Below are 20,896 nucleotides of genomic sequence, written 5' to 3'. Positions count from 1 at the left end.
TCTGATGGGCAGGAAGGCCAACGAACAACGGGCACGGGTGGTCACCGCACTCGACCAGTTGCGCCACCAACTCGGCCTCGCGCTCGGCTCGGCGGCCAACGCCAGGATCAACGCCGAGACCGAACTCGCGAAGCTCGAGCTGGAGCAGCGCATCGTCCGCGCGGGGATCGACAGGTCGGCGGGGGATCCGGCGATCGCCGAGCAGGCTCGCGACCCGGCCATGGCCGGTGTGCTGCCCTGGCTCGACACGGTGCGCAGGCAGTTCTACACCGAATGGGGAGATGGCCCGAACCGGCTGCGTGAACTGGTGGCGGCGAGCGCACCAGGTCCAGCAGGCAGGCCGCCGGGTGACTGGCTCGGCCGCGTGGGCAGCTACAGCGGAGTCACGACACCCGAGCTGTGGCGGATCGGCTCTGCCACGGTGGACGGATCCAACGCGGGCCGCACGCCGGGGGTCGAGCTGACCTTCGACGTCGCCGTTCCACTGCTCGGCGAGTCGCACATCAGCATCACCTCGGCACCTCCGAGCGCGACAACGCAGCCACGGGCAAGCGTCGACGCACTGGTCGAGAACCTGCTGGCCAGGGTGCTCAGCACCTTCGAACCGGGCTCCGTGCGGGTGCACCTGTGGGACGTCGGGCAGCTCACCGCGGTCCTGCCGAACTTCTACTCGCTCGGCCGCACCAGCGCGCTGACCGTGCACGATCCCACCCGGCTGGTCGACCTGCTCGATGAGCTGGCAGGGCACATCCGCCGGATCCACGCCTACACGATGCAGGCGGGGCACACGTCACTGCAGGCGATGCGCAAGGCCACCGGGAAGCGGGTCGAGCCGTGGCGGGTCGCCGTGCTCTACGGCAACGGCGAGACGCTGCCACCCGAGCAGTTGCGCGATCTCAAGCGCGTGGCGAGCGGGGCACTCGCCGCCGGGATCTCACTCGTTCTGGTGGATGTGCCGACCGCGCTCGGCGGCTCGGTGGAGTCGATCAGCCTGATCGACGAGCGGCGCGCCATCTGCAGCATGACGGGTACCGACCTCGTGGTCAGCCTGGATCCCCCGCTGCCCGGCGGCCAGGTGAACCGCGCGACCGCCAGGATCGCCGAGGCCCTGATCGCCAAGCAGGGTGGCCCTCGGTCGTTCGCCGACCTGCTGCCGGCCGAACTCGGTCAGGAGCACTCGGGGCGGGAACTACGGGCGCCGGTGGGCTTCCACGAGGGCGAGGCGGTCGAGGTCGTGATCGGAGACGCCAGCCCGCACGTGCTGATCGGCGGGCCGAGCGGATCCGGCAAGACGAACTTCCTCTACGCCATGCTCGGCAGCCTCACGGCCCGCTACTCTCCCGGCGAACTCGCGCTGTACCTGCTGGATTTCAAGGAAGGTGTCTCCTTCGCGGGCCTGGCTCCCGGGCGCAAGGACGCGAGCTGGCTGCCGCACGCTCGGCTGGTCGGCGTGAACGTGAACACCGACCGCGAGTTCGGGCTGGCGCTGCTGCGGTTCCTCGCCGACGAGCTGCGCAGACGCTCCGCCGCCGCCAAGGACCATGAGGTGACCAACCTGGCCGAGCTGCGCGAACAGGATCCGGAGGGGCACTGGCCGCGCATCGTCGCGGTCATCGACGAGTTCCAGTACCTGTTCGCCGGGCGGGACACGGTCACCGCGCTCGCGACCTCACTGCTGGAGGACATCGCCCGCCGTGGCCGTTCGCAGGGTATCCACCTGGTGCTGGCCAGTCAGGACGTCGCCGGGATCGAGGCGTTCTGGGGCAAGCCGGCGGTGTTCGAGCAGTGCACACTACGGATCGCGATGCCCAAGGCTCGCCGGGTGCTGGCCGAGGCCAACCAGGCGGCGGTCGCCGCGCCCCGCTGGCATGCGGTGATCAACCACGACTCCGGCGTCGCACACGGCAACCAGCTCGCGCACGTACCCGACGCGAGCGCGAAGGGTGTCTTTCCAGGGCTGCAGCAGCGGCTGTGGGAGCGCTACGCCAGCGGACACCAACAGCCGCGGCTCTTCGACGGGGCACACGCGCCCCTGCTGGAAGAAGCCACGGCGTTCACCTCGCTCGTGCCGGTGGCGCGCCCGCAGGCACTGCTCGGACAGTCGATCGACGTCGCCGAGGTCGCGCAGGGTGTCGAGCTGACGGGGGCGCCGGGGCGTAATGTCGCCGTACTCGGGACCGCGACGAAGGAAGCGGTGTCCATTCTGGACTCGGCAACCCGGTCGCTGGCGAAGCAGTTCCGGCAGGGCGAAGTGGAGTTCGTGCTGGCGTGCATGGTGGAGTCGTGCGATCGGGCGGTGAACGAGCTCGCCGACTGGCTCGCCACCGCCGGGCACAAGGTAGAGGTCGTTCCCGCTTCCGAGCTGCCTGCCAGAGTGGGTGCGCTCGCGGGTGAACTCGAATCGGCCGCCGTACGCAGGATGCTTGTGCTCTACGGTGCGGACGCGGCACTGCCCGCACTGGAGCAGAAGGCGCCGGGCCAGCAGAGCGGACTCGACCAGTTGCGGGTGCTGCTCAAGCAGGGACCGTCGAACGGCCTGCACGTACTGGGCTGGTGGCGCGGGACGGCAAGGCTGAAGGACACGCTCGGGTTCGGCGGCACCGACGACATCGGTGCGTGGGCCGCGCTGGACGTACAGGGCAACGAACTCAGCCCGTTCTCCGCCGGGCAGGTGGTGCACTGGTCACCCCGGCCGGGCAGGGCGCTGTTCTTCGACCGCAGCACACACGCGTCGCCCGAAGTGATCATTCCGTTCCATCGGCAGGAGACGGAGGAGGACGCACATGCCTGACGAACCGACCGCGGCCGTGCGGTACAAGGAGATCGTCGCGCTGGCCCGCAAGTCCGCCGACGACCTGCGGTCCTGGGAACTGGCGAGGACCGAGGAACTCGACGGTGCGATAGCCGGTGCGGTAACCGAGATCGACCGAGCCACCCAACGCGAGCAGAGCACCGCGGAACGGGCGAACCGCTGGTGGCGGATGGCGGTGGACAACGTGTCCAGGGTGTCCTGGCTGGAGGCCGGAGCACCGCCCGAGCCGGTGACCTCGGCGCGCGGGGAATGGCTGAGCCGGTACCTGGAGGACGTTCGGCCCGCCTATCACGAGCTGAACCAGGCGATTTTGAACCTGGGCTGGCGCGCCCGCTGAGTTTCTCCCTCGCACGGGGGAGCCGGGTCCACCGCAGCGGTGACCCGCACGACGGGCTCGTCCGGCAGGCTTTCGTCCATGAAGAGCCAAACGTGTGAGGACACCGCAGCCGTAGCCCCTGACCGGGGCGGGCAGGCGCAGCGTGCGAAACCGTTCGCGGTGGCCGCACTCGCGCTCGCCGTCCTCTATGGAGCGCTACGGATCTACTGGCAGTTCACTGGCCGCCCCGAGGAGCTGTCCGCACGCGGTGACGATCTCATCGGCTTCACCGCCTGGGGCGCGATCGGGCTGTGCGCCTTGGCAGCACTGGTCGCCTGCTCATTGGCCACGCTGCGGTTGACCGGCGGGACACGTAACGCACTACTGGTACTCGCCGTGGCGATCAGTGTCGCGCTGCTCGGTGCCAGTGCGATGCTACTGCTCGACGTGGTCGGCGGAATCCTGCCAGGACTGGAGATTCCCTTCTATCCGCTCGGGGCACTGAGCCGGGCAGCAGCGGCAGGCACAGCGGTACTGCTCGCTCTGGCGGCGCTGGCGTATCGGCGGGCGACCGTCTCCGGCTGTCCGGCCTGCGGGCGGAACTCGTCCACGGACCCTGCCGGTATCCCGTCGTGGGCGTACTGGGCCGCATATCTCTCGGTTGCGGGCTGCCTCGTGAGGATTGGCGCGCAACTGGTCGTCGGACTCGGCGAGACGCCGCTGGGCAACGGCTTCTCGGTGGTCCTTTTCGAGGTGGGGTTCGTCCTCGGGGGCACCTTGCTGCCCCTCGCGCTCGTGCACTCGTGGGGACGTATCTGGCCGAGGTGGGTACCCGCGCTGGCCGGGCGGCGGGTTCCCCGTTGGCTGGTGCTCGGCCCGGGCATCGGAATCGCCGGCGGACTCGTGGTCTACTTCGGACTGATGTTGCTGATGATGGTGGCCGAGCGGCTGCGGGGACGCGACCCGTTCCCGCCCTCCGGCGAACTGGTACTGCCGGAGGCCTTCTTCTGGGTTTCGGTGCCCGCCTACCTGCTCTGGGGTCTTGGGCTGGCGGGTGCGGCGCTGGCCTACCAGCGCCGCACCCGCCCCTCATGTGTCACCTGTGGAGCCTGACCGTGGCTCAGCGAGGGCCGAAGATCTGCTCCAGCCGGTCGAGCAACTCGTTGACCTCGTCCAGGGCCGGGTTTCCGGTCCCCGGCAGGAACCGGACGAGCTGCGGATCGTGGTCACTGGCCTGCTCGGCGAACTCGGCGTTGATGTGCACCACGTCATAGTCCACACCGCGGGGAGCGCCGGAGATCAGCACGTGGTCGAGTACCTGAGAGTTGCCCTCGAACACGTAGCTGTACCGATCGGCCTCGGGCAGGGTGTCGATCAGCGCGGTCAGCGCACCGCCCTCGGTCAGGGTCCGCACGGTCGGGGAGAACGAGTAGTCGTTGATGTCTCCCGCGACGACCACGTTCGCCCTCGGGTCTGCGGCCAGCACGTCATCGACAAATCCGCGCACGACCTGCGCCTGCGCCACCCGCTGCTCCTCGGAGCCGCGGTTCGGCGGCTGGAACCGGCCGTGCGTCGGCTGGTCACCGCCCTTCGAGGCGAAGTGGTTCGCCACCACGAACACCGTGCGGCCACAGAAAACGAACTCGCCGGCCAGCGACTTACGGCTGTCCTCCCATGCCGCGTTACCGGGGTCGATGCGGCCCGGCGAGACCGACAGCTTCGCCCTGCCCCGTTCGCGAGTCACCTCGACAGGGGTCACGGCGTCCCCACCTGGCCGGTCCACAAACGACACTCGTTCGGGGTTGAACAGGAAGCCCACCCGGATGTTGCCGCCGGGCTGACCGCCGTCGCTCAGGTCCTGCGGGTCGATCTGGCGCCACTCGTACCTGGGCCCGCCTGCCGCGACAATGGCGTCGACAAAACGACCCATCGTCTCGTCGGCAGCCACCACCCCGTCACCCCGGCCGTCCGGGCCGTTGTTGTCCTGGATCTCCTCCAGGGTCACGATGTCCGGCGAGGCGAGATTCTCCACGACACCGCGGGCGAGCTGGTCGAACTTCGCCTGCTCGTTCGCCGCGGAGAGGTTCTCCACGTTGTAGGTGGCGATCGCCAGTTCGCCACCGCGCTGTGCCCTGGTGACCTCTCTGACCAGCCCGTTGTCCTTGACCTCACCGAGTACGGAGGCGAAGAGGGTGTACCCGCCGAAGCTGTCGTACTCCACCGGACCGGAGGTCAGCCCGGTCAGCGCGTCACCGGTGTCGGCCTGCGGGAAGGGCCGCTCGGCGAACGGGATCAGCGACTCGATCTTCAGGATGCCGGTGTTCGGCCGGTCGTAACCGAGGTAGACCGTCCCGCCGCGCACCGAAGGGTTCTGCTTCGGCTTCGTCGTCACGTACAACTCGTTGTACTTACTGCTCGGCCCGACGACCCTGGCATCGCTGATGCTGATCAGCTCACTCTCGTGAGCCTCCCAGAAGTCCAGGGAGTAGCGGCCAGGCTCGAGGGGCAGCGGCTCGATGTTGCCACCGGGCTGGGCCACCAGCTCGTCCGGCAGGGTGTCCGGGTTGATGACCGTCGGCTCGGGAACCGGGTTTCCACTCGACGCCACCGTCCACCGCGCGTCGGTGAGTTCGGTCAGCGACTGGTACTTCGAGCTGGACGGGTTGTCCGGGTAGTACTCCTTGACCGTCGCGGTGACGGTCACCTCGTCTCCTGGGGCGACGTCGGGGACGGTGGACCCGGTGTAGACGAAGATTCCTTCGCTGGTGCGCGGATCGTCGTCGCCCTCGGGGTCCTGCAGCCAGAATCCCCGCGAGCCGAAGGTCCTGGTCGTGGTCACCACGCCGGTCACCCCGACCCGCTCGCCGGCCAGCGGCGAGATCCGGGTGGTGCCCTGGATGTCGTGGATACGCACGGTGGTCGGCGGCTCGGGCTCCGGGCTCCCGCCGTCTCCAGGGGTCTCGCCCGCGGTGTTGGTCGGGCTGGGCGCGCCCTCGGTGAAGTCTGCGGCGTTGGAGTCGGTGTCGGTCAGCGTCAGCCGCGAGACCGAGGTCGTGTTGCCGATACCGGGAGCGGGCGAGGTCTCCCTGACCACGGCGCCCCCATAGCCGACGAGGTCGACGATGCGGCTGTCCGCCGCGCAGTCCGCGGCGGTGCGGCAGGTCAGCGGTTCGGTGCCGTCGACGAGCGCGACCGTGCCCGCCGAGGCGGACATGGCGATATTGCCCGCCGCGTCCGGAGCAGGCAGGGGCACGGTTCCGCCCGCGCCCTTGCCCTGCGCGACGAGGTAGCGCGCATCGGGTTCGACCGCACCGGTCAGTGCCGTGCTCTGCCAGCGGCTGCTCGCGCTGGGCGAGGCGGGTAGGTACTGCACGCTGAAACCGTCGAGGGAGGCAGCGGCGCTGCCTGCCGTGGCGAGTTCGACGAAGTCGTTGGTCAGTTCGGCGCCGGAGTTCCCGCCGCCGCCGTAGACCTCCGCGATCAGTGCGCCGGTGCTCGGGGCGGCGGTGGCGACCGGCGCGGTGACCAGTGGGCCGAGCCCGATCGCGACTGCGGCGGTGGCCGCACCAACTCTTCGCCCCAATACTCGTGAACGTCTTGTCACGTTCCGTCCTCCTCGATTGTCCGGTCGTGGAATCGTCCCCCGAACAAGTGAGGAGAATGAAGACAATCCGGCAACTGTTAGTAACAGTTCACCCACCCAGCCTCCGGTCACCTTCTTTGGTACGTCTGCAAGTACGCCCAAGCAAGGTCAACATGTGCCCTAGCCGCTACCAACCGCCGGCACAGGAACGCGGCCTGCGGAACCTCATGCGCCGCTTGGCGCGAATCGGGTACGCCGCGCTGGGAATCTGGCCGCCGGTTGGATGCGGAAAGGAGCGATGTGGATCTTGCTTGGTGGTACTTGCAGACGCTCCAACTACATGGGGAGGTGAGTTAGAAGGGCTGGTCTCCCGCGATGGCTACGCGTTCGGCTACCCGGGGGTGCGGGTGGTAGTCGTTGACGGCGTAGTGCTGGGTCGCGCGGTTGTCCCAGAACGCCACCGAGTTCTCGCGCCACTGGAACCGGACCTGGAACTCCGGCACATGGGCCTGGGTGAACAACAGGTGCAGCAACCGGTCGCTCTCGGCGCGGTCCAGGCCGACGATATGTGTGGTGAACGCCTGGTTCACGAACAACGTCCGGCGCCCGGTCTCCGGGTGCGTGCGCACGACCGGGTGCTCGGCCGGCGGGAATTCCTCCTGCCACCTGGCAAGCTCGTCGTGATCACTGAAGCGGTCGAAGCCGGGGATGAAGTCGTGCATCGCACTCAGCCCGTCGATCCGCTGCCGCACATCCTCGGGGAGGTTGTCGTAGGCGGCGGCCATGTCCGCCCACATGGTGTCGCCGCCGACGGGCGGGACCTGCACCAACCGGAGGACCGACCCCAGCGCAGGGCTCGGACGGAATGTGACGTCGGTATGCCAGATGTTCTCGAAGGCAGGCATCGAGCCGCCCCTGGCGAAGCGCGTCACATGCTCGTCGTCGCCGACGGGGATGAACGGGTTGGTCTCCAGACCGCCCCAGTTCCGGGCGAACGCGCGCTGCTGCTCCGAGGTGATCCGCTGGTCACGGAAGAACAGCACCTTCCACTCCAGCAGTGCCCTGTTCAGTTCCGCGCGCAGTTCCGGCCGCAGCGGCTCGCCGAGGTCGACGCCCTCGATCTCAGCGCCGATCACCCTGCCGAGCGGGCGCAGGTCGAACAGTTCGTACGGCCGGGACTCGACGCCTTCGGGCAGGCGCCGCAGCACACGGGGGCCTTCCAGGATGCCGTCGGCGGGCACGCGGGCGGCGCGCAGGGCAGGGCGGGACGACAGTTCGATGGTCACGCTGGATTTCCTCTACTTCTCTGATGAGCCGATTGGTTCCCGTGAGCGCGCATGGCCGTCCGGCGACGACTACGCGCTGAATTCAGTTCGGCGGGGAACCGAGACGGCCGCGGCGCAGCAGCAAGGCGACTACGCCGACTCCGGCCGACCGCGAAACGCGGTGCAGCCGCGGGACAACAGAGTGTTCCCGGAGAAGTGGCATGCCCTGATACTCACTCACCGGATGCCCTTCGGTCAACTCTGCCCAGTTGCTGGGCTGAGTTGTCAGGCATCCACCGGCATGGCGACGACACCCTCACAGCTACGTGCGACCACCGCCGCGGCCCTGCGTGCGGCCGCCGAGAGGCTCTGGTCCTCCGCGTGCGCCCGCCACCGCCGCAGCGCGTCGAACGCCACGGGCCGCGGGTCGATCCCCGGTTCGAGGGCGAAACGTTCCGCTGTCGCCGCGCCACCGTCACCGAGTAGACGAAGGGCTTCCGTGCGCAACTCGTCCGGCAGCGCGGCACGCCCGCCGCGCAGTGCGGCCAGCAGCCGCAGCTCGCGGAACTCGTGCGCACCTGCCACGACACACTCGAGTTCGCCCGCGAGTGCCGCTGCCGCCGGACGTGGCTCCATCCGCAACACGACCTCCAGTGCGATGAGCGCGGAGCGCACCTTCAGCACCGGCCTGCGTTCGACGAAGGAGCTGTCGATCGCGTCCCGTAGCTCGCCGAGACCGCTGCGCTGCACGAGCTCGGCCGCCAGCGCGGGCAACGTCGTGGACCCGCGCCGCAGCAGGGTGAGCGCGAGCCGGACACCGAACAGCCCGAATCGGGTCAGCAGCGCCATTCTGAAGTCCGCGGGAACCGGGCCGGGCACGGCTGCGCCCGCGAACCGGTCCACAGAGAGCAGATACGGCTCCAGGTCCTTTTTGGGCAGACGAGCGAGTTCGGCGAACGCGTCGAACTCCGGCTCGCGCAACGTCCTGCCCGCGGAGGCGAGCATGCCCGACATTGCCACCACGTCCTGGCACAGTCCACCGATCTCCGCCTCGCGGCGATGCCTGCGTGCCACCTGGCGCGCCGAGATCAGCGCGTCCACCCTGCCACCGCCGAGTTCGTCCGCCCGGGAGACGACAGCCAGCATGTTGATCGGTGCGGCCCTTGCGATGGGATGTTCCTGGACCGCCCTGAGAAACCCCAGATCGCCGTAGTGCGGACGCGGCAGCAGATACAGCACGGCATCGGATTCGGAGTAGATCCGCTCCACGGCCTGCGCGAGCCCGCTGTCGTCCGTCTCCCCTTCGAGCGCGGTCCCGTCCAGTACCGGGTTGTCCAGCGCCGGAGTGTCGATGAGCGTCAGCTCACGCAGCGCGCGGTTCGGCCAGGACATCTCGACCCGGTCGATCCGTAGCCCGTCGAGCATCGCGGTGTCGACCTGCAACCGCTTGTCCTGCCGATTCAGCGGCAGCTCCACGGGCCGCCCGCCCTGTGGGAAAGCGAAGGCGGACGATTCCGTACCTCCCGTCGCGGCCCGGTACCAGCAGAGCGGGGAACCACCAGCCCGCACTGGCGCGATCTGCTCACCGGCGATCGCATTGACCAAAGTGGACTTCCCGGCAGACCGGGGCCCGACCACGGCGATGCGGACCGGCTCGTCGAACCTGGCGACGTGTGCGCGCAGCCAGGCGAGCGCGCGCGGACTGTCCCGGTAGGCGTCCATCGCCCTGTCGAGCAACGCCCGGGTCTGTTCCTCCAGCCGGTCGTTCGACATCACGCCGTCAGCTCGCGCCGCGGCGTCATCACCCGAGCGCCGGTCGGGTCGAGAGCACGCACCCTGGTCCGCAGTGCCGTCAGTTCGTCCATGCCGCGCTTGAGTTCGTGGGCACGGGCGGTGCGCCGCGCGGTTTCGGCGTCGATGACCTCCTTGATCTCCTTCGCCGACTCGGTGATCTCGGCGCGGAGTTCCTGTGCGTAACCGGTGAAGCGGTCGCGCAGCGCTCGATGGATCAGGCGCGAGGTGTCCTTGCTGTGCTTGCCGTAGCGCAGGAAGAAGTCGTCGACATAGCGATGTGCGGCGGTTCGCGCCGCTGCCTGCCTGCGCTTGAGCCGGTTCCCGCGCTCCTCGAACACGCTCTTCGCACCGAAGGCCGCGCCTGCCCCGATCGAGATCGGGTTGATCAGTGGCATTCCCGCGAGTGTGGTGGCGAGACCGAACATCAGCAGTCCGCTGTAGGACCCCCGCATCCCGACAAAGAGCTTCTGCCCCACCCCGAACCGCTCCACATTCGGCATTCGCAGAGTGCCGATGTGGTCATGTGCGCCGTCGCGCGAGATCGAGTCGGGCAGCACACCGGTGCCGTGCGGCGCGACCTCGAGGGCCAGTTTCCTGGCGATCCAGTCGAAACGGTCGAGCAACCACCCGGAATTCGTCTCGGCGACGGACTTGAGGTTGTCGCGCAGCCATTCCTCGAAGTCGGACCAGGACTTGGCCGGGTCCGCCGCCTCGAAGTACTCGTCCGCTTCGCGCAGGATCCGGCGTGTCCTGTCCCGTAGGTCGAACTCCACATCGGACATCAGGTCGGCCACCTCGTCACTGAGGAGCGTCTGCCACCGCGTCGACTCCCGCTGCAGCTCCTCGAGCCTGCGCCCCGCAGCCCGCCAGCGTTTCGTCAGCTCGTCGGTGTCGTTCTTCGACGCCGCGCCGTACTCGGCGCGCACCGAGGAAATCAACTGGTCCACGGCGACGCCGGTCGCCGCGGACACCGAACGTCCTGCCAGCGCGTCCGCGCGGCCCAGCAGATCGCGATGGAGAAACCGGACGAGTTCCCCGAATCCGGACTCCTCGTTGAGCGTGTTGTCGCCCGCGCGTGCTGCCGCGAGCCGCAACGATGCGGAAACCGGGATCAGCGTTGCGGGTAGCCCACCCCGGACGAGTTTGGCCCGATTGCGTTCGGCCACCAGCCGCCATCCGGGAACCAGGTCGATCTTGGTGAGGACCACGACGACCGTCGGGCACAGACGAACGGCACTGGCCAGCAGGTCCAGCTCGCCCGTGGAGAGTTCACTCGTGGCATCGGAGATCATCAGCGCGGCATCGGCCTGCGGCAACTCCGAGAGCGCTGTCGCGGGAGTGTCGATCAGCGCGAGACCAGTGGCCAGCAACGCCCGGGGCAGACCGATCTCGGCGCGCACGACGGTCCCGGCCGATCGGTTGGCCTGTGCCGTCGCCGATTCGACGGGCACCGGGGTGCGGTCACCCCGTGGAGCCTCGATCGTGGCCACTTTCCGGTCGTCGGTGACCAGCGCGGCCGCGGGGGCCTCGGCATGCCCGACGAATGCGGGGACGGTGGTGGTGCGGTCGCCGCCAACCGCACACACCGGTGCGTTGACGAGCGCGTTGACCAATTCGCTCTTGCCCTGACCGGACTCGCCGAAAACGAGGACCCGCAGAGTGGAGTCGAGCAACTGCGAGCGACGGCCGTGGAGCCATTGGACGAGGTCCGGACGCTCGTGCGCGGCGCACGTCCGGATGGTCTCGTCCAGGACGTCGATCCATGGAGCTGCCATCACCCCGGAGAGTGTGCCGGTTCCCGGCTCGAACGTGAAGGCGGCCGGGCCCGTCTCACAGGACAGGCCCGGCCGCGAACACCGTTATGTCGGTTATCAGCCGATCTGCAGGTCACCGGAGGCGTCACCGGACGCGCTGCCGCTCGGGGCATCGCCAGTGGCGCCGGGCAGCTCACCCAGCGGGCTCTCGGAGACGACGTCGCCGAGCGGGCTCTCGGACACGCCCTGCTCGAAGTCGCCGCGCATCTCGCCCGCGTCCGGCAGCGGGTTGGCAACCGGGAGCTCCGGCAGGTCGACGGGCAGGTCCGTCGGCAGCTCGGCTTCCGGCAGCTCCGGGGTAGCCGGGACCTCGGCCGGAACGTTGGCCGGCAGGCCGGCCTCGGGCAGCTCGGCAGGCAGCTCCGGGGTGGCAGGAACGTCGACCGGGAGGTCGGCGGGCAGGCCGGCCTCGGGCAGCTCGGTGGGCAGTTCCGCGGGCAGCTCGGGGGCGGCCGGAACGGCACCCATCGCGGGCAGCGAGCCCGCGAAGGCGTTGCCACCGGAGGAGACGTAGGTGGCGAGCGTGCCGCCCGCGGCCTCCTCGACCTTGCCCAGCGCGTCGGCGTCGAGCGCGTCGGAGCGCTCGGTGACCGCGCCGGCCTCGCCGAGTCCGGCCGTGGCCGGCTGTCCCGCGGTCTCCAGGCCGTAGTCGCCCAGCAGCGAGTCGGTGGACCCGCCGAGCGCGAACTCCTGCTGGTTGCCGGCGCCGCTGCCCTCGAAGGACATGTGCTCGCCCGCGAACGCCGCACCACCGGCGACGCCCTCGGCGCTGCCCGCGGAGAACCCGGCGAACTCGCCGAGCGCGGAGTCCGAAGCGAACTCGCTGGTCACGCCGTCAACGCCGGCGGAAAGGGTGCCCGCGCCGACGAACTCGTCGTTGGCGAACGTGCCGCCGCCCGAGACGCCCTCCGCGTCACCGGAGCCGGCGAAGTCGAAGGCGCCGAGCCCGGTGCCCTCGCCGTGGTCGAAGGAGACACCGTCCGGCCCGACGGAGACGGCAGCCTCACGGCTGAACTCGTCGTTGCCGAGGGAGCCGCCCAGGGTGGCGCCGTCGGTGAGGTTGCCCTCGCCGACCAGCGTGCCGTTGCCCAGGTCGGAGTCGAAGCCACCGATGCCGGCGACACCCTCGCTGCTCGCGGTGAACGCGCTGGCACCGCTGAGCTGCTCGCTCGTGTAACCGAAGGTCCCTGCGACGCCGTCGGCGCTGCCTCCGCCCGCGTAGGTGAACTCGCCGAGCTCGGGAGCACCCTGCACGGCGCCGGCCTCGGCGACCGCCTGCAGCTGCTGGATGGCACCCTGGGCGCTGTCCGCGGAAAGCTCTGCGGGCAGGTCGGCGCGAGCCACGTCGAGGCCGGACAGCGGGGCCGCGCCCGCTACGTCGGAGAAGTCGGCCACCAGCGGGATGACCTCCTGCACGTCCTGTGCGGTGACATCGCCCAGACCGGCGCCGGCCAGCGCGGCTGCCGGGTCGGCGGCGAAGTCCGACCGGGCGGACTCGTCGGTCAGCAGGTTGAGCACGAAGTCGTGCAGGGTCTGGTCAGTGAGTGACAACGAAGTCTCCTTGAGCGGGAAGTTTCAGTAGGCGTGCGGCATGAAATGTGCCTGCGACCGCGCCGACACTATGAGTCAGCGGGAGGGGCGCACATCGGGGATCGCCCCCTTCGCCGAGCGGAGTTCCGTTAGGGGATTTCGGGCCCCCGGTTAGGGGCTTAGGGGGCGATCACCGAAGGCACCTGGGACTGTCATTCGGGGACTCGCCTTTGGTACGAAAGGGGGTACCCCCAACGGGTCACCCCGCAGAGGAAATGTGAAGGAAATTCCAACATGCGCTATGTACTGGGCATCGACGTCGGCGGCAGCCGTACGACGGCCGCGGTGTCCCGGTACACCGGCGATACCTGGGCAGAGGCCCAGCCGCTGACACTGGATGGCGACCGGTTCGTCGAGTCGGTGCTGTACCTCTCACCGGACGGGGTGCTGGCAGGTCGCGACGCCCGCCGTGCGGGTGCGCACGACCCGTCGCGGATGGCGAGCGGCTTCCTGCGCCGTATCGGCGACGACGTGCCGTACGTGCTCGGTGACGTCTACTACGGCGCCGAGACACTGACGGCGGCACTGGCGGGCTGGGTGGCCGACCGGGCCGCCGAGCAGGAGAGCGGGGAGGCGACCAGGGTCGCCGTGACCCACCCGCCGGACTGGGGTGGATACCGGAGAGCCTTACTGCACGACGCGCTCGACGCGGCCGGGCTACCGGGTGCGCTGCTGCTGCCTGCCCCCGTCGCCGCCGCCGAGGACCACCGCGCCCGTGCGGAACTGGCGGCCGGCGCCGTACTCGCGGTGTGCAGGGTGGGTGGCGAGCAGGTCGAGACCACCGCCCTGCGCCGCACCCAGGCCGGGTTCGAACTGCTCGGTCAGTCCGCGGCGACCGATCCCCTCGGCGGGGCCCGCCTCGACGATCTGCTGACCGAGCACGTTCTGGACCGCCTCGGCGAGCCCGCACCGGACTCGGCGACGCTCGCCGAACTCCGGCTCGCCTGTGTCGCGGCCAAGGAACGGCTCTCGTCCGTCGCCGAGGTCACCGTGCCCGCGCCGTTCGCTCCGGTGGGTGGCATCCTGCTGCACCGAACGGACTTCGAACGCCTGATCCGGCCGACCGTGGAGATGATCGTGGCGCAACTGACCGGCACGGTCGCGAACGTGCAGGCCGGCCCGCCCGCGGTGGCCATCCTCACGGGAGGCGGGGCACGGGTGCCACTGGTCACCGAACTGCTGCAGGACGCGCTGGACTGCCCCGTCGCGGTGGAGGCAGACCCAGCGCACGCGCTGTGCCGGGGAGCCGCGGTGGCCGCACGCCCGCCGGTCCGGGGGCGCGTGCTCGACGAGCAGCCCCTGCCATCGACATCACTGGTGACGCAGAGCCGCGAGCTCTCCCTCGCCGAGGAGGACGACGAACTGGGCGAGCCACCGCCGCGCCCGCCCGTGGAGATCACCCCGCTGCAGCCGCCACGGCAGCGGTTCGGCCGGAGCCGCAAGGCCACGGCGTCCAGCACCGACACCGCGAGGCAACAGACGTGATAGGCACGACGGGGACGACGGGGACGACAGGAACAACACAGCCAATGGCACCGCCGGCCGAGATCGTGCTGGACGAGCCGACCAAACAGCTGTGCGCCGCCGTATCGCAGGGCAGGCAAGCCCCTGTCCGGCTGGCCATCCTGGCACCCGGCGGCTACGGCAAGACCGCCGTGCTCGACCAGTTGGAGCAGGGCTGCCTACGCGCGGGCACTCCGGTGGCGCGATTCCGATCGCATGGTGATCCTGCGCTGGTGCTGGTCGACGACGCCCACGAACTCGGTGACGCCGACTTCGCCGAGCTACTGCGAATCGCCGCGGATGAGCGGTTCGGCCTGGTGATCGCTGCTCGTCCTGCGCCGCGGCCCGCCGGGCTGAAGGAGGTACTCGGCAGGTTGCGCGGGCAACTGGTGCTGCGTCCCCTCGACACGGCCAGGACCGCACAGCTGGCAGGCGGGCTGCCGGCACGGCTGGCCGAGTTCGTCCGTACGCAGACCGGCGGGGTTCCCGGTTTCGCGAATGACCTGTCGTGGGCACTGGACAGCCGGAACAGCACCACGGAGCCGGAGATCCCGGCTGCCGCGCTGACCGCGTTCCGGCACGAACTCGACCGGGCGGATGCCGACACGCTGCGAGTGCTGCTCGCCGCGGAGATCGGCGCCGCGGGCGATGCCGAACTGCTCGCCGGGCTGTTGGAGTCCGCTCAACAGCGGGCCGGCGAGGTGGTCGACGCGGCGCGCGCGACGGGTCTGCTCGGCCAGGACGGCGTGCTGCTGCCGATCGCGGGCGTCGCACTGCGCGCGTTGCTGCCTGCCGACCGGCGCAGGGCCGTGTTCGGCAGGCTCGCCAAGCTCCAGCTCGAACGCGGTGGGCAGGTGCTGCCGTTCGTTCGCCCGCTACTCGGCGCCGGTCCCGGTGGTGCCGCACAGGGCGGCGACACCACGACGGCCGCCGTTTTCGCGGCGGCCGCGGGGGAAGCGACCTCGGACGATCCGTCGTTGGCCGCCCGGCTGTACGACGCCGCCGTAGCGGCGGGCCTGCCGCCGACCGAGATCGGCGCGAAACGGGCGGAGGCGGTGGCACGAGCCGGCGACCTCGACACCGCCCTGCGCCTCGCGGACGAGGTGATCGCCAGCGCCGACGCACCCGCGCGGGCCGAGGGCGCCATGGTCGCGGGTGCCGCGCTGGCGCACCGTGGGCAGCTCGCCCGCAGTACGCAGCTGTTCCGCTGGTCGGGCTCGGCCCTGTCGAGTGTGTTCGCGACGATCGGGCTGCTCGGCACCGGGCGACTGGACGACGCGCGGCAGCAGTTCGCGCGCCCGCCCGAGGACGAGCCCCCGACCCTGCTCGCCGGTGCGATGTCCGCGGCGGCGCAGGGACTCCTGGACACGGTGTCCGGGTCACCGACGATGGCACTGTCCACCTTGGTCAGTTCTGCGGAGATGCTGGAACCGGTCGGCAGGTCGGTGCTGTTGCCCGACAGTCCCGCCGCGCTCGGCGCACTGGTGGCGCTGCACAACGGTGAGCTGGCCATCGCCGAGACGCTGCTGGAACGGGCGATCGCGGCGGAATCCGGCGGCAGGGTGTTGGCCGTGCGCCATCGCCTGTTGCTGGCGTGGGTCGCGATGGTGCGCGGGGACGCCGAGGTGGCTTCGGCCAGGCTGGCATCGGCTGGGTCTGGAACTGGGTCTGGGTCTGGGTCTGGGTCTGGGTCTGGAAAATCGGAGCTCGCGCCAAGGGACTGGCTGTTCGCGGTCGCCCTGCGGGTCGGACTCGCCCGCAGGGCGAGTGACGTCGCAGGACTGCGGCGGATCTGGGGCCAGGCAAGGGAAGCGGTGATCCGGCACCCGGTGGACCTGTTCACCCTGCTGCCGTTCGGCGAGTTCGCGATCGCCGCCGCCAGGCTCGGCGAACGCGACCGGCTGGCCCCGCATCTGCGCCAGGCACGGGAGCTGACCTCCGCCCTCGGCGACCCACCACTGTGGACGACAACACTGCACTGGAGCGGGCTGCATTCCGCCATCACCGCCGAACGTCCCGAGGAGGCACGGGAGGAGGCCGCTGCGCTCGCCGCGGCATCGGGCCCGTACGCCGAGGCGCTTTCGACGGCTGCCGCATCCTGGCTGCGGCTGATCGGCGGCGATATCGACCGGGACGAGGTCGAGGCCGCCGCCACTGGCCTGCACCGCGCGGGACTGTGGTGGGACGGGGCCCGGCTGGCCGGGCAGGCCGCGATCCGGACGCCGGACCGTAAGGCCATGGTCGCGCTGCTGGAGACCGCGCGGCTGCTGCAGGGCGGACAGGCACAGGCGCCGCGCACCGAGGATGCACCCCCCGCCCCGGCAGGCGCCCCCCGGCTGAGCGAGCGCGAGTTGCAGGTCGCGGAACTCGTGGTCGCGGGAATGACCTACAAGCAGGTCGGCGACCGCCTCTTCATCTCCGCGAAAACCGTGGAGCACCACATGGCCCGCATGCGCCAGCGCCTCGGAGCGGCCAGCCGCAGCGAACTCCTCGCCCGCCTCCGCACCCTGCTCCTCCCCGACTGACCCGACTTTGCAGTTCCAGGGCCCGACTTTGCAGTTCTCGTGGCCGAGTTGGCAGTTCCAGGGCCCGACTTGGCAGTTCTGGTGGCCGAGTTTGCAGTTCAGTCGTGCGACACGACGAGCCGGAACCCCGCGTCGAAGTGCGGGAGGTCCAGCAGCCCCCGATGTCGCTCGTGCCAGCGACCACTGCGCAGGTCCGCAGCGAGCCGCTCCAACCCCCGGTCGACCGCGACGGGATCGGCCATCGCCAATGCCGAACAGCCGCGCCGGACGGCAGGATCGAGGTAAGCCTCCGGTCGCCTCCAGTAGGCCGGGAAGACCCCGTCGGCGAAATCATGCGGCAGCAGCAGTGGTGTCACCGTTCGCGCATCGAGCTCGTCCGCGATCCGCGTCGCGGACGGGCGAGACCGCTCCCGTTCGGCGATCTCCGGCACGTACTCCCGGACGAACCAGTAGTCGCAGTGCCGCACCGTTTCGTAAGCGAGCACGACCCGCAGCGGCGCCACGCGGCGCAGCTCCGCGAGCCCGGATCGCCAGTCCGTCCAGTGATGGACCGTCAGCACGGCCAGTGCGGCGTCGAAAGACCGATCGCGCAAGGGCAAAGACTCCGCGACGGCACGCACCACGGGCGCTGCCGCGGCAGGCCGCTGCCGGGTCATCTCGGCCGACGGTTCCACCGCGAGCACCGTGCGGGCAGGTTCGTAGGAACCAGTGCCCGCCCCCACGTTCAGCACGGAACACGCATCGCCGAGCGGTCGCGTGATGAGAGCCATCCAACGTGGGTCCGTGCGTCGTCCCAGCGAGTACCCGGTGCCGATCCGGTCGTACAACCTCGCGTCGCCCATCGGCCCACCCAAACAGCAAAAGGCGGGCACCGGAACCCGGTGCCCGCCTTTGCGGAGCGGTAGCGGTGGGATTTGAACCCACGGACGGGGGATACCCGTCACGCGCTTTCGAGGCGCGCTCCTTCGGCCGCTCGGACACGCTACCGGGGAACACCCTACCGGACGCCTTTCTCGCGTTCGAAAGGCCCGTCCCGACATACGCGGGCCCCGGTCCGGCAGTGCTGGACCGGGGCCGCTGCCCTGCTGATCAGTTCTTGTCGAACTTGTCCTTCATGTCCTGGAAGGCGCCGGTGGCCTTGTCCCGGAGGTCGTGTGCGCTCTCCTTGGCCTCACCCGATGTCTGGTCGGCCTTGCCGGAGTCCGTCAGGCTCTCGTTCCCGGTGACCTCGCCGAGCTTCTCCTTCGCGGTCCCCATCGCCTGCTCGGCCTTATCCCTCGCCTTGTCGAAAAGACTCATCGGATCGATCCCTCCTTGGCTGGCGCGCTCGAAGCGATGCGCGCACCAGGACTGATACCCCCGGCTGGCTGAACGTCACGGCCCGATGACGCAGATCACTCTTCGGTGGGATTTCGCCTGCCCGCGAAGAACTCCTCCAGCAACGCGGCGCATTCGTCCGCCAGGACGCCCCCACGCACCTCGGGCCGGTGATTGAGCCTGCGGTCGCGTACGACGTCCCACAGCGACCCGACCGCCCCCGTGCGCGGCTCCCAGGCACCGAACACCACCCGGGACACCCTGGCCAGCACCAGCGCACCGGCACACATCGTGCACGGCTCCACGGTCACGGCGAGGGTGCAGCCGTCCAGCCGCCAGCCGTCGCCGTACTCGCGGGCGGCGGCCCGGATGGCCAGGATCTCCGCGTGCGCCGTCGGATCCGCGAGTGCCTCGCGGGCGTTGTGCGCCCCAGCGAGCTCCACGCCGTCCGGACCGAACACGACAGCACCGATCGGAACGTCAGCCGTACCCCTGGCCAGCCGCGCATAGCCGAGGGCGGCCCGCACTGCGGCGTGGCCGGGGTCCTCAGGCGTGTCGATCGGGCTCAGATCTCGTCCAGCAGGGCCGCGAACTGGTCACCGAAACCACATCTCTGCGCGATCATCTGTAGCTGCTCGTCCGGATAGAGGTCGACCTCACCGACGATCACCTGCAGTTCGGCCCCCGGAAGGCCGAGGTCGGCGAGCACGTCGAGATCACCCTCCGGCCACACCGAGTCGTCGTCCTCGTCCGGCGGGTCCACCCGCAGGAGGTCGAGGACGTCGGCCGCGATGTCGTAGTCCAGCGCAGCGGCCGCGTCGGAGAGCAGCAACGACGCCCCACGCGGGCTGGGCCGCACGATCACGAAGAACTCGTCGTCCACCGCCAACAGGCCGAACACCGCGCCGGGTGAGCGCATCTTTCCGAGTTCTGTGATCGCGGCATCCAGTTCCGCGAGCGCAGCCGCATCCAATGGGCTGCACCGCCACTGACCGTCCTCCCGGACCACGGCTACTGCGAATCCCGTGATCGGCTCCTTCACCGCCATGCGCACACCGTATTCCGCCAGTCAGCCGAAAGCACGCGCAGTACCCACATGCGGCGCGTGGCGCCGGAGATCAGGGCCTCCGCGTGCAGAATTGCGGCATGGAACCAACCGACCTTCCCTCCCTGCCGGACGCCCGGTTCGCCGGGCTCCTGGCCGAGGCCGAGGAGCTGCAGCCGAGGACCGTCGACCTGCGGCGAGCCATCCACCAGCACCCCGAAGAGGGGCTCGACCTCCCCCGGACGCAGGCGGCGATCCTGTCCGCGCTCGAGGGGCTGCCGCTGGAGATCCACCTCGGCAAGTCCACCAGCTCGGTCACCGCGGTGTTGCGCGGGCGGCTGCCGGGCCCTGCCGTACTCCTGCGCGGGGACATGGACGCACTGCCACTGACCGAGGACACCGGGGCCGACTACGCCTCGACGGTCGAGGGCACCATGCACGCCTGCGGCCACGACACCCATGTGGCGATGCTGGCGTCGGCCGCGCACCTGCTCTGCGCCCACGTCGAGGAGCTGGCTGGCTCGGTCGTCTTCATGTTCCAGCCCGGGGAAGAGGGCTACCACGGCGCCCGGCACATGATCCACGAAGGCGTGCTGGACGTCGCGGGCGAACGAGTCGAGCGGGCGTTCGCACTGCACACCTACGCGAACCTGCCCAGCGGCACCATCGCCAGCAGGCCAGGGCCGATCCTGGCCTCGGCGGACCGGTTCGAGGTGCATGTGACCGGCAAGGGCGGTCACGGCTCGCAGCCGCATCTGGCCATCGACCCGGTCCCGGCCGCGGCGGCCATGGTCGGCGCGCTGCAGACGATGGTGACAAGGCGGATCAGCGTCTTCAGTCCTGCCGTGGTCTCCGTGACCCGGATCAGTTCGGGCACGACCAGCAACATCATCCCGGAGACCGCCGAACTCGAAGGCACCATCCGGACCATGTCCGAGCACACCAGGGCGCGGATCCGCGAGGAGCTGCCGAAGGTCTGCGAGGCCGTCGGGCAGACGCACGGCTGCCGGGTACTCGTCGACATAGAGCCGGGCTACCCGGTGACGGTGAACGACGACCGGATCGGCCCAGCGGTGGTGGAGCTGGCCGGGGAGGTTCTGGGCGCGGAGCATTCCCAGCTGATGGCGGACCCGCTCATGGGCGCGGAGGACTTCTCCTACGTGCTGCAGCGGGTTCCGGGTGCGTTCGCCTTCCTCGGGGCCTGCCCGCCTGGCACCGAACCCGAGGAGGCCGCGCCCAACCACTCCAACCGGGTGCACTACGACGAAGCCGCGCTGCCGAGCGGTGTCGCGATGTACGCGGCATTTGCCCTCAACGCGCTTCGTTAGGGCA

Annotated in this window: 15 protein-coding genes and 1 tRNA gene; 6 read left to right on the top strand and 10 right to left on the bottom strand. The window is 70.0% G+C overall.

All coding sequences use genetic code 11. The features are described 5' to 3' along the window. Nucleotides 1–4 precede the first annotated feature (4 nt). From D0C15_RS18260 to D0C15_RS18250, 3 genes are all read left to right on the top strand, one after another. On the top strand, nucleotides 5–2,791 hold the full coding sequence (locus D0C15_RS18260) for an FtsK/SpoIIIE domain-containing protein (RefSeq protein ID WP_116046925.1): 2,787 nt from the start codon (nucleotides 5–7) through the stop codon (nucleotides 2,789–2,791). Further along, nucleotides 2,784–3,149 (top strand): hypothetical protein, encoded by a 366-nt coding sequence (locus tag D0C15_RS18255; RefSeq protein WP_116046922.1) that lies wholly within the window; start codon nucleotides 2,784–2,786, stop codon nucleotides 3,147–3,149. The genes D0C15_RS18260 and D0C15_RS18255 overlap by 8 nt, the downstream gene beginning before the upstream one ends. 78 nt (nucleotides 3,150–3,227) lie before the next feature. Beyond that, nucleotides 3,228–4,241, top strand: coding sequence for a hypothetical protein (locus D0C15_RS18250; protein ID WP_116046920.1), 1,014 nt, complete (start codon nucleotides 3,228–3,230; stop codon nucleotides 4,239–4,241). A 7-nt stretch (nucleotides 4,242–4,248) separates the two neighbouring features. Here the strand turns inward: D0C15_RS18250 and D0C15_RS18245 are convergent, their stop codons facing one another. From D0C15_RS18245 to D0C15_RS18225, 5 genes are all read right to left on the bottom strand, one after another. Further along, nucleotides 4,249–6,732 carry an endonuclease/exonuclease/phosphatase family protein gene (locus tag D0C15_RS18245; protein ID WP_342768583.1) on the bottom strand — a complete coding sequence of 828 codons (2,484 nt, stop codon included), beginning with the start codon at nucleotides 6,730–6,732 and terminating at the stop codon, nucleotides 4,249–4,251. A 332-nt stretch (nucleotides 6,733–7,064) separates the two neighbouring features. Next, nucleotides 7,065–7,997 (bottom strand): TauD/TfdA dioxygenase family protein, encoded by a 933-nt coding sequence (locus D0C15_RS18240; protein ID WP_116046915.1) that lies wholly within the window; start codon nucleotides 7,995–7,997, stop codon nucleotides 7,065–7,067. Between the two features lie 264 nt (nucleotides 7,998–8,261). Then, nucleotides 8,262–9,749, bottom strand: coding sequence for a dynamin family protein (locus D0C15_RS18235; protein WP_211323250.1), 1,488 nt, complete (start codon nucleotides 9,747–9,749; stop codon nucleotides 8,262–8,264). Then, nucleotides 9,749–11,548 carry a P-loop NTPase family protein gene (locus D0C15_RS18230; RefSeq protein ID WP_116046913.1) on the bottom strand — a complete coding sequence of 600 codons (1,800 nt, stop codon included), beginning with the start codon at nucleotides 11,546–11,548 and terminating at the stop codon, nucleotides 9,749–9,751. The genes D0C15_RS18235 and D0C15_RS18230 overlap by 1 nt, the downstream gene beginning before the upstream one ends. Before the next feature lie 93 nt (nucleotides 11,549–11,641). After that, on the bottom strand, nucleotides 11,642–13,135 hold the full coding sequence (locus D0C15_RS18225; RefSeq protein ID WP_116046911.1) for an IniB N-terminal domain-containing protein: 1,494 nt from the start codon (nucleotides 13,133–13,135) through the stop codon (nucleotides 11,642–11,644). Nucleotides 13,136–13,408: 273 nt separating this feature from the next. Between D0C15_RS18225 and D0C15_RS18220 the strand changes: the two genes are divergently transcribed. Both D0C15_RS18220 and D0C15_RS18215 read left to right on the top strand, forming a co-directional pair. Then, a complete protein-coding gene (locus D0C15_RS18220) occupies nucleotides 13,409–14,659 on the top strand; it encodes an Hsp70 family protein (protein ID WP_116046909.1) in 1,251 nt (416 codons plus the stop codon). Nucleotides 14,660–14,703: 44 nt separating this feature from the next. After that, nucleotides 14,704–17,202, top strand: coding sequence for a helix-turn-helix domain-containing protein (locus D0C15_RS18215; protein ID WP_116046906.1), 2,499 nt, complete (start codon nucleotides 14,704–14,706; stop codon nucleotides 17,200–17,202). Nucleotides 17,203–17,300: 98 nt separating this feature from the next. Here D0C15_RS18215 and D0C15_RS18210 read toward each other — a convergent pair whose 3' ends face one another. The 5 genes from D0C15_RS18210 to D0C15_RS18190 form a co-directional block, all read right to left on the bottom strand. Beyond that, nucleotides 17,301–18,044, bottom strand: a complete 744-nt coding sequence (locus tag D0C15_RS18210) for a class I SAM-dependent methyltransferase (RefSeq protein WP_245975937.1) — start codon at nucleotides 18,042–18,044, stop codon at nucleotides 17,301–17,303. 57 nt (nucleotides 18,045–18,101) lie between these two features. Then, nucleotides 18,102–18,189: transfer RNA gene (locus D0C15_RS18205), tRNA-Ser, on the bottom strand. A gap of 102 nt (nucleotides 18,190–18,291) precedes the next feature. Next, on the bottom strand, nucleotides 18,292–18,501 hold the full coding sequence (locus D0C15_RS18200) for a CsbD family protein (RefSeq protein WP_116046904.1): 210 nt from the start codon (nucleotides 18,499–18,501) through the stop codon (nucleotides 18,292–18,294). Nucleotides 18,502–18,596: 95 nt separating this feature from the next. Then, entirely contained in the window at nucleotides 18,597–19,079 is a 483-nt protein-coding gene (locus tag D0C15_RS18195) for a nucleoside deaminase (RefSeq protein WP_116046902.1), read from the bottom strand. A gap of 5 nt (nucleotides 19,080–19,084) precedes the next feature. Beyond that, nucleotides 19,085–19,567: a tRNA adenosine deaminase-associated protein gene (locus D0C15_RS18190; RefSeq protein WP_116046900.1), complete on the bottom strand. Its 483-nt coding sequence runs from the start codon at nucleotides 19,565–19,567 to the stop codon at nucleotides 19,085–19,087. Nucleotides 19,568–19,665: 98 nt separating this feature from the next. Between D0C15_RS18190 and D0C15_RS18185 the strand changes: the two genes are divergently transcribed. Beyond that, nucleotides 19,666–20,892 (top strand): M20 metallopeptidase family protein, encoded by a 1,227-nt coding sequence (locus D0C15_RS18185; RefSeq protein WP_116046898.1) that lies wholly within the window; start codon nucleotides 19,666–19,668, stop codon nucleotides 20,890–20,892. The last annotated feature ends 4 nt before the right edge of the window (nucleotides 20,893–20,896 follow it).

This window comes from Amycolatopsis palatopharyngis, assembly GCF_003385185.1.
GTDB classification, from domain to species: domain Bacteria; phylum Actinomycetota; class Actinomycetes; order Mycobacteriales; family Pseudonocardiaceae; genus Amycolatopsis; species Amycolatopsis palatopharyngis.
The sequence above is the reverse complement of the archived record's forward strand: the minus strand, read 5'-3'. Positions and strand labels throughout refer to the sequence as shown.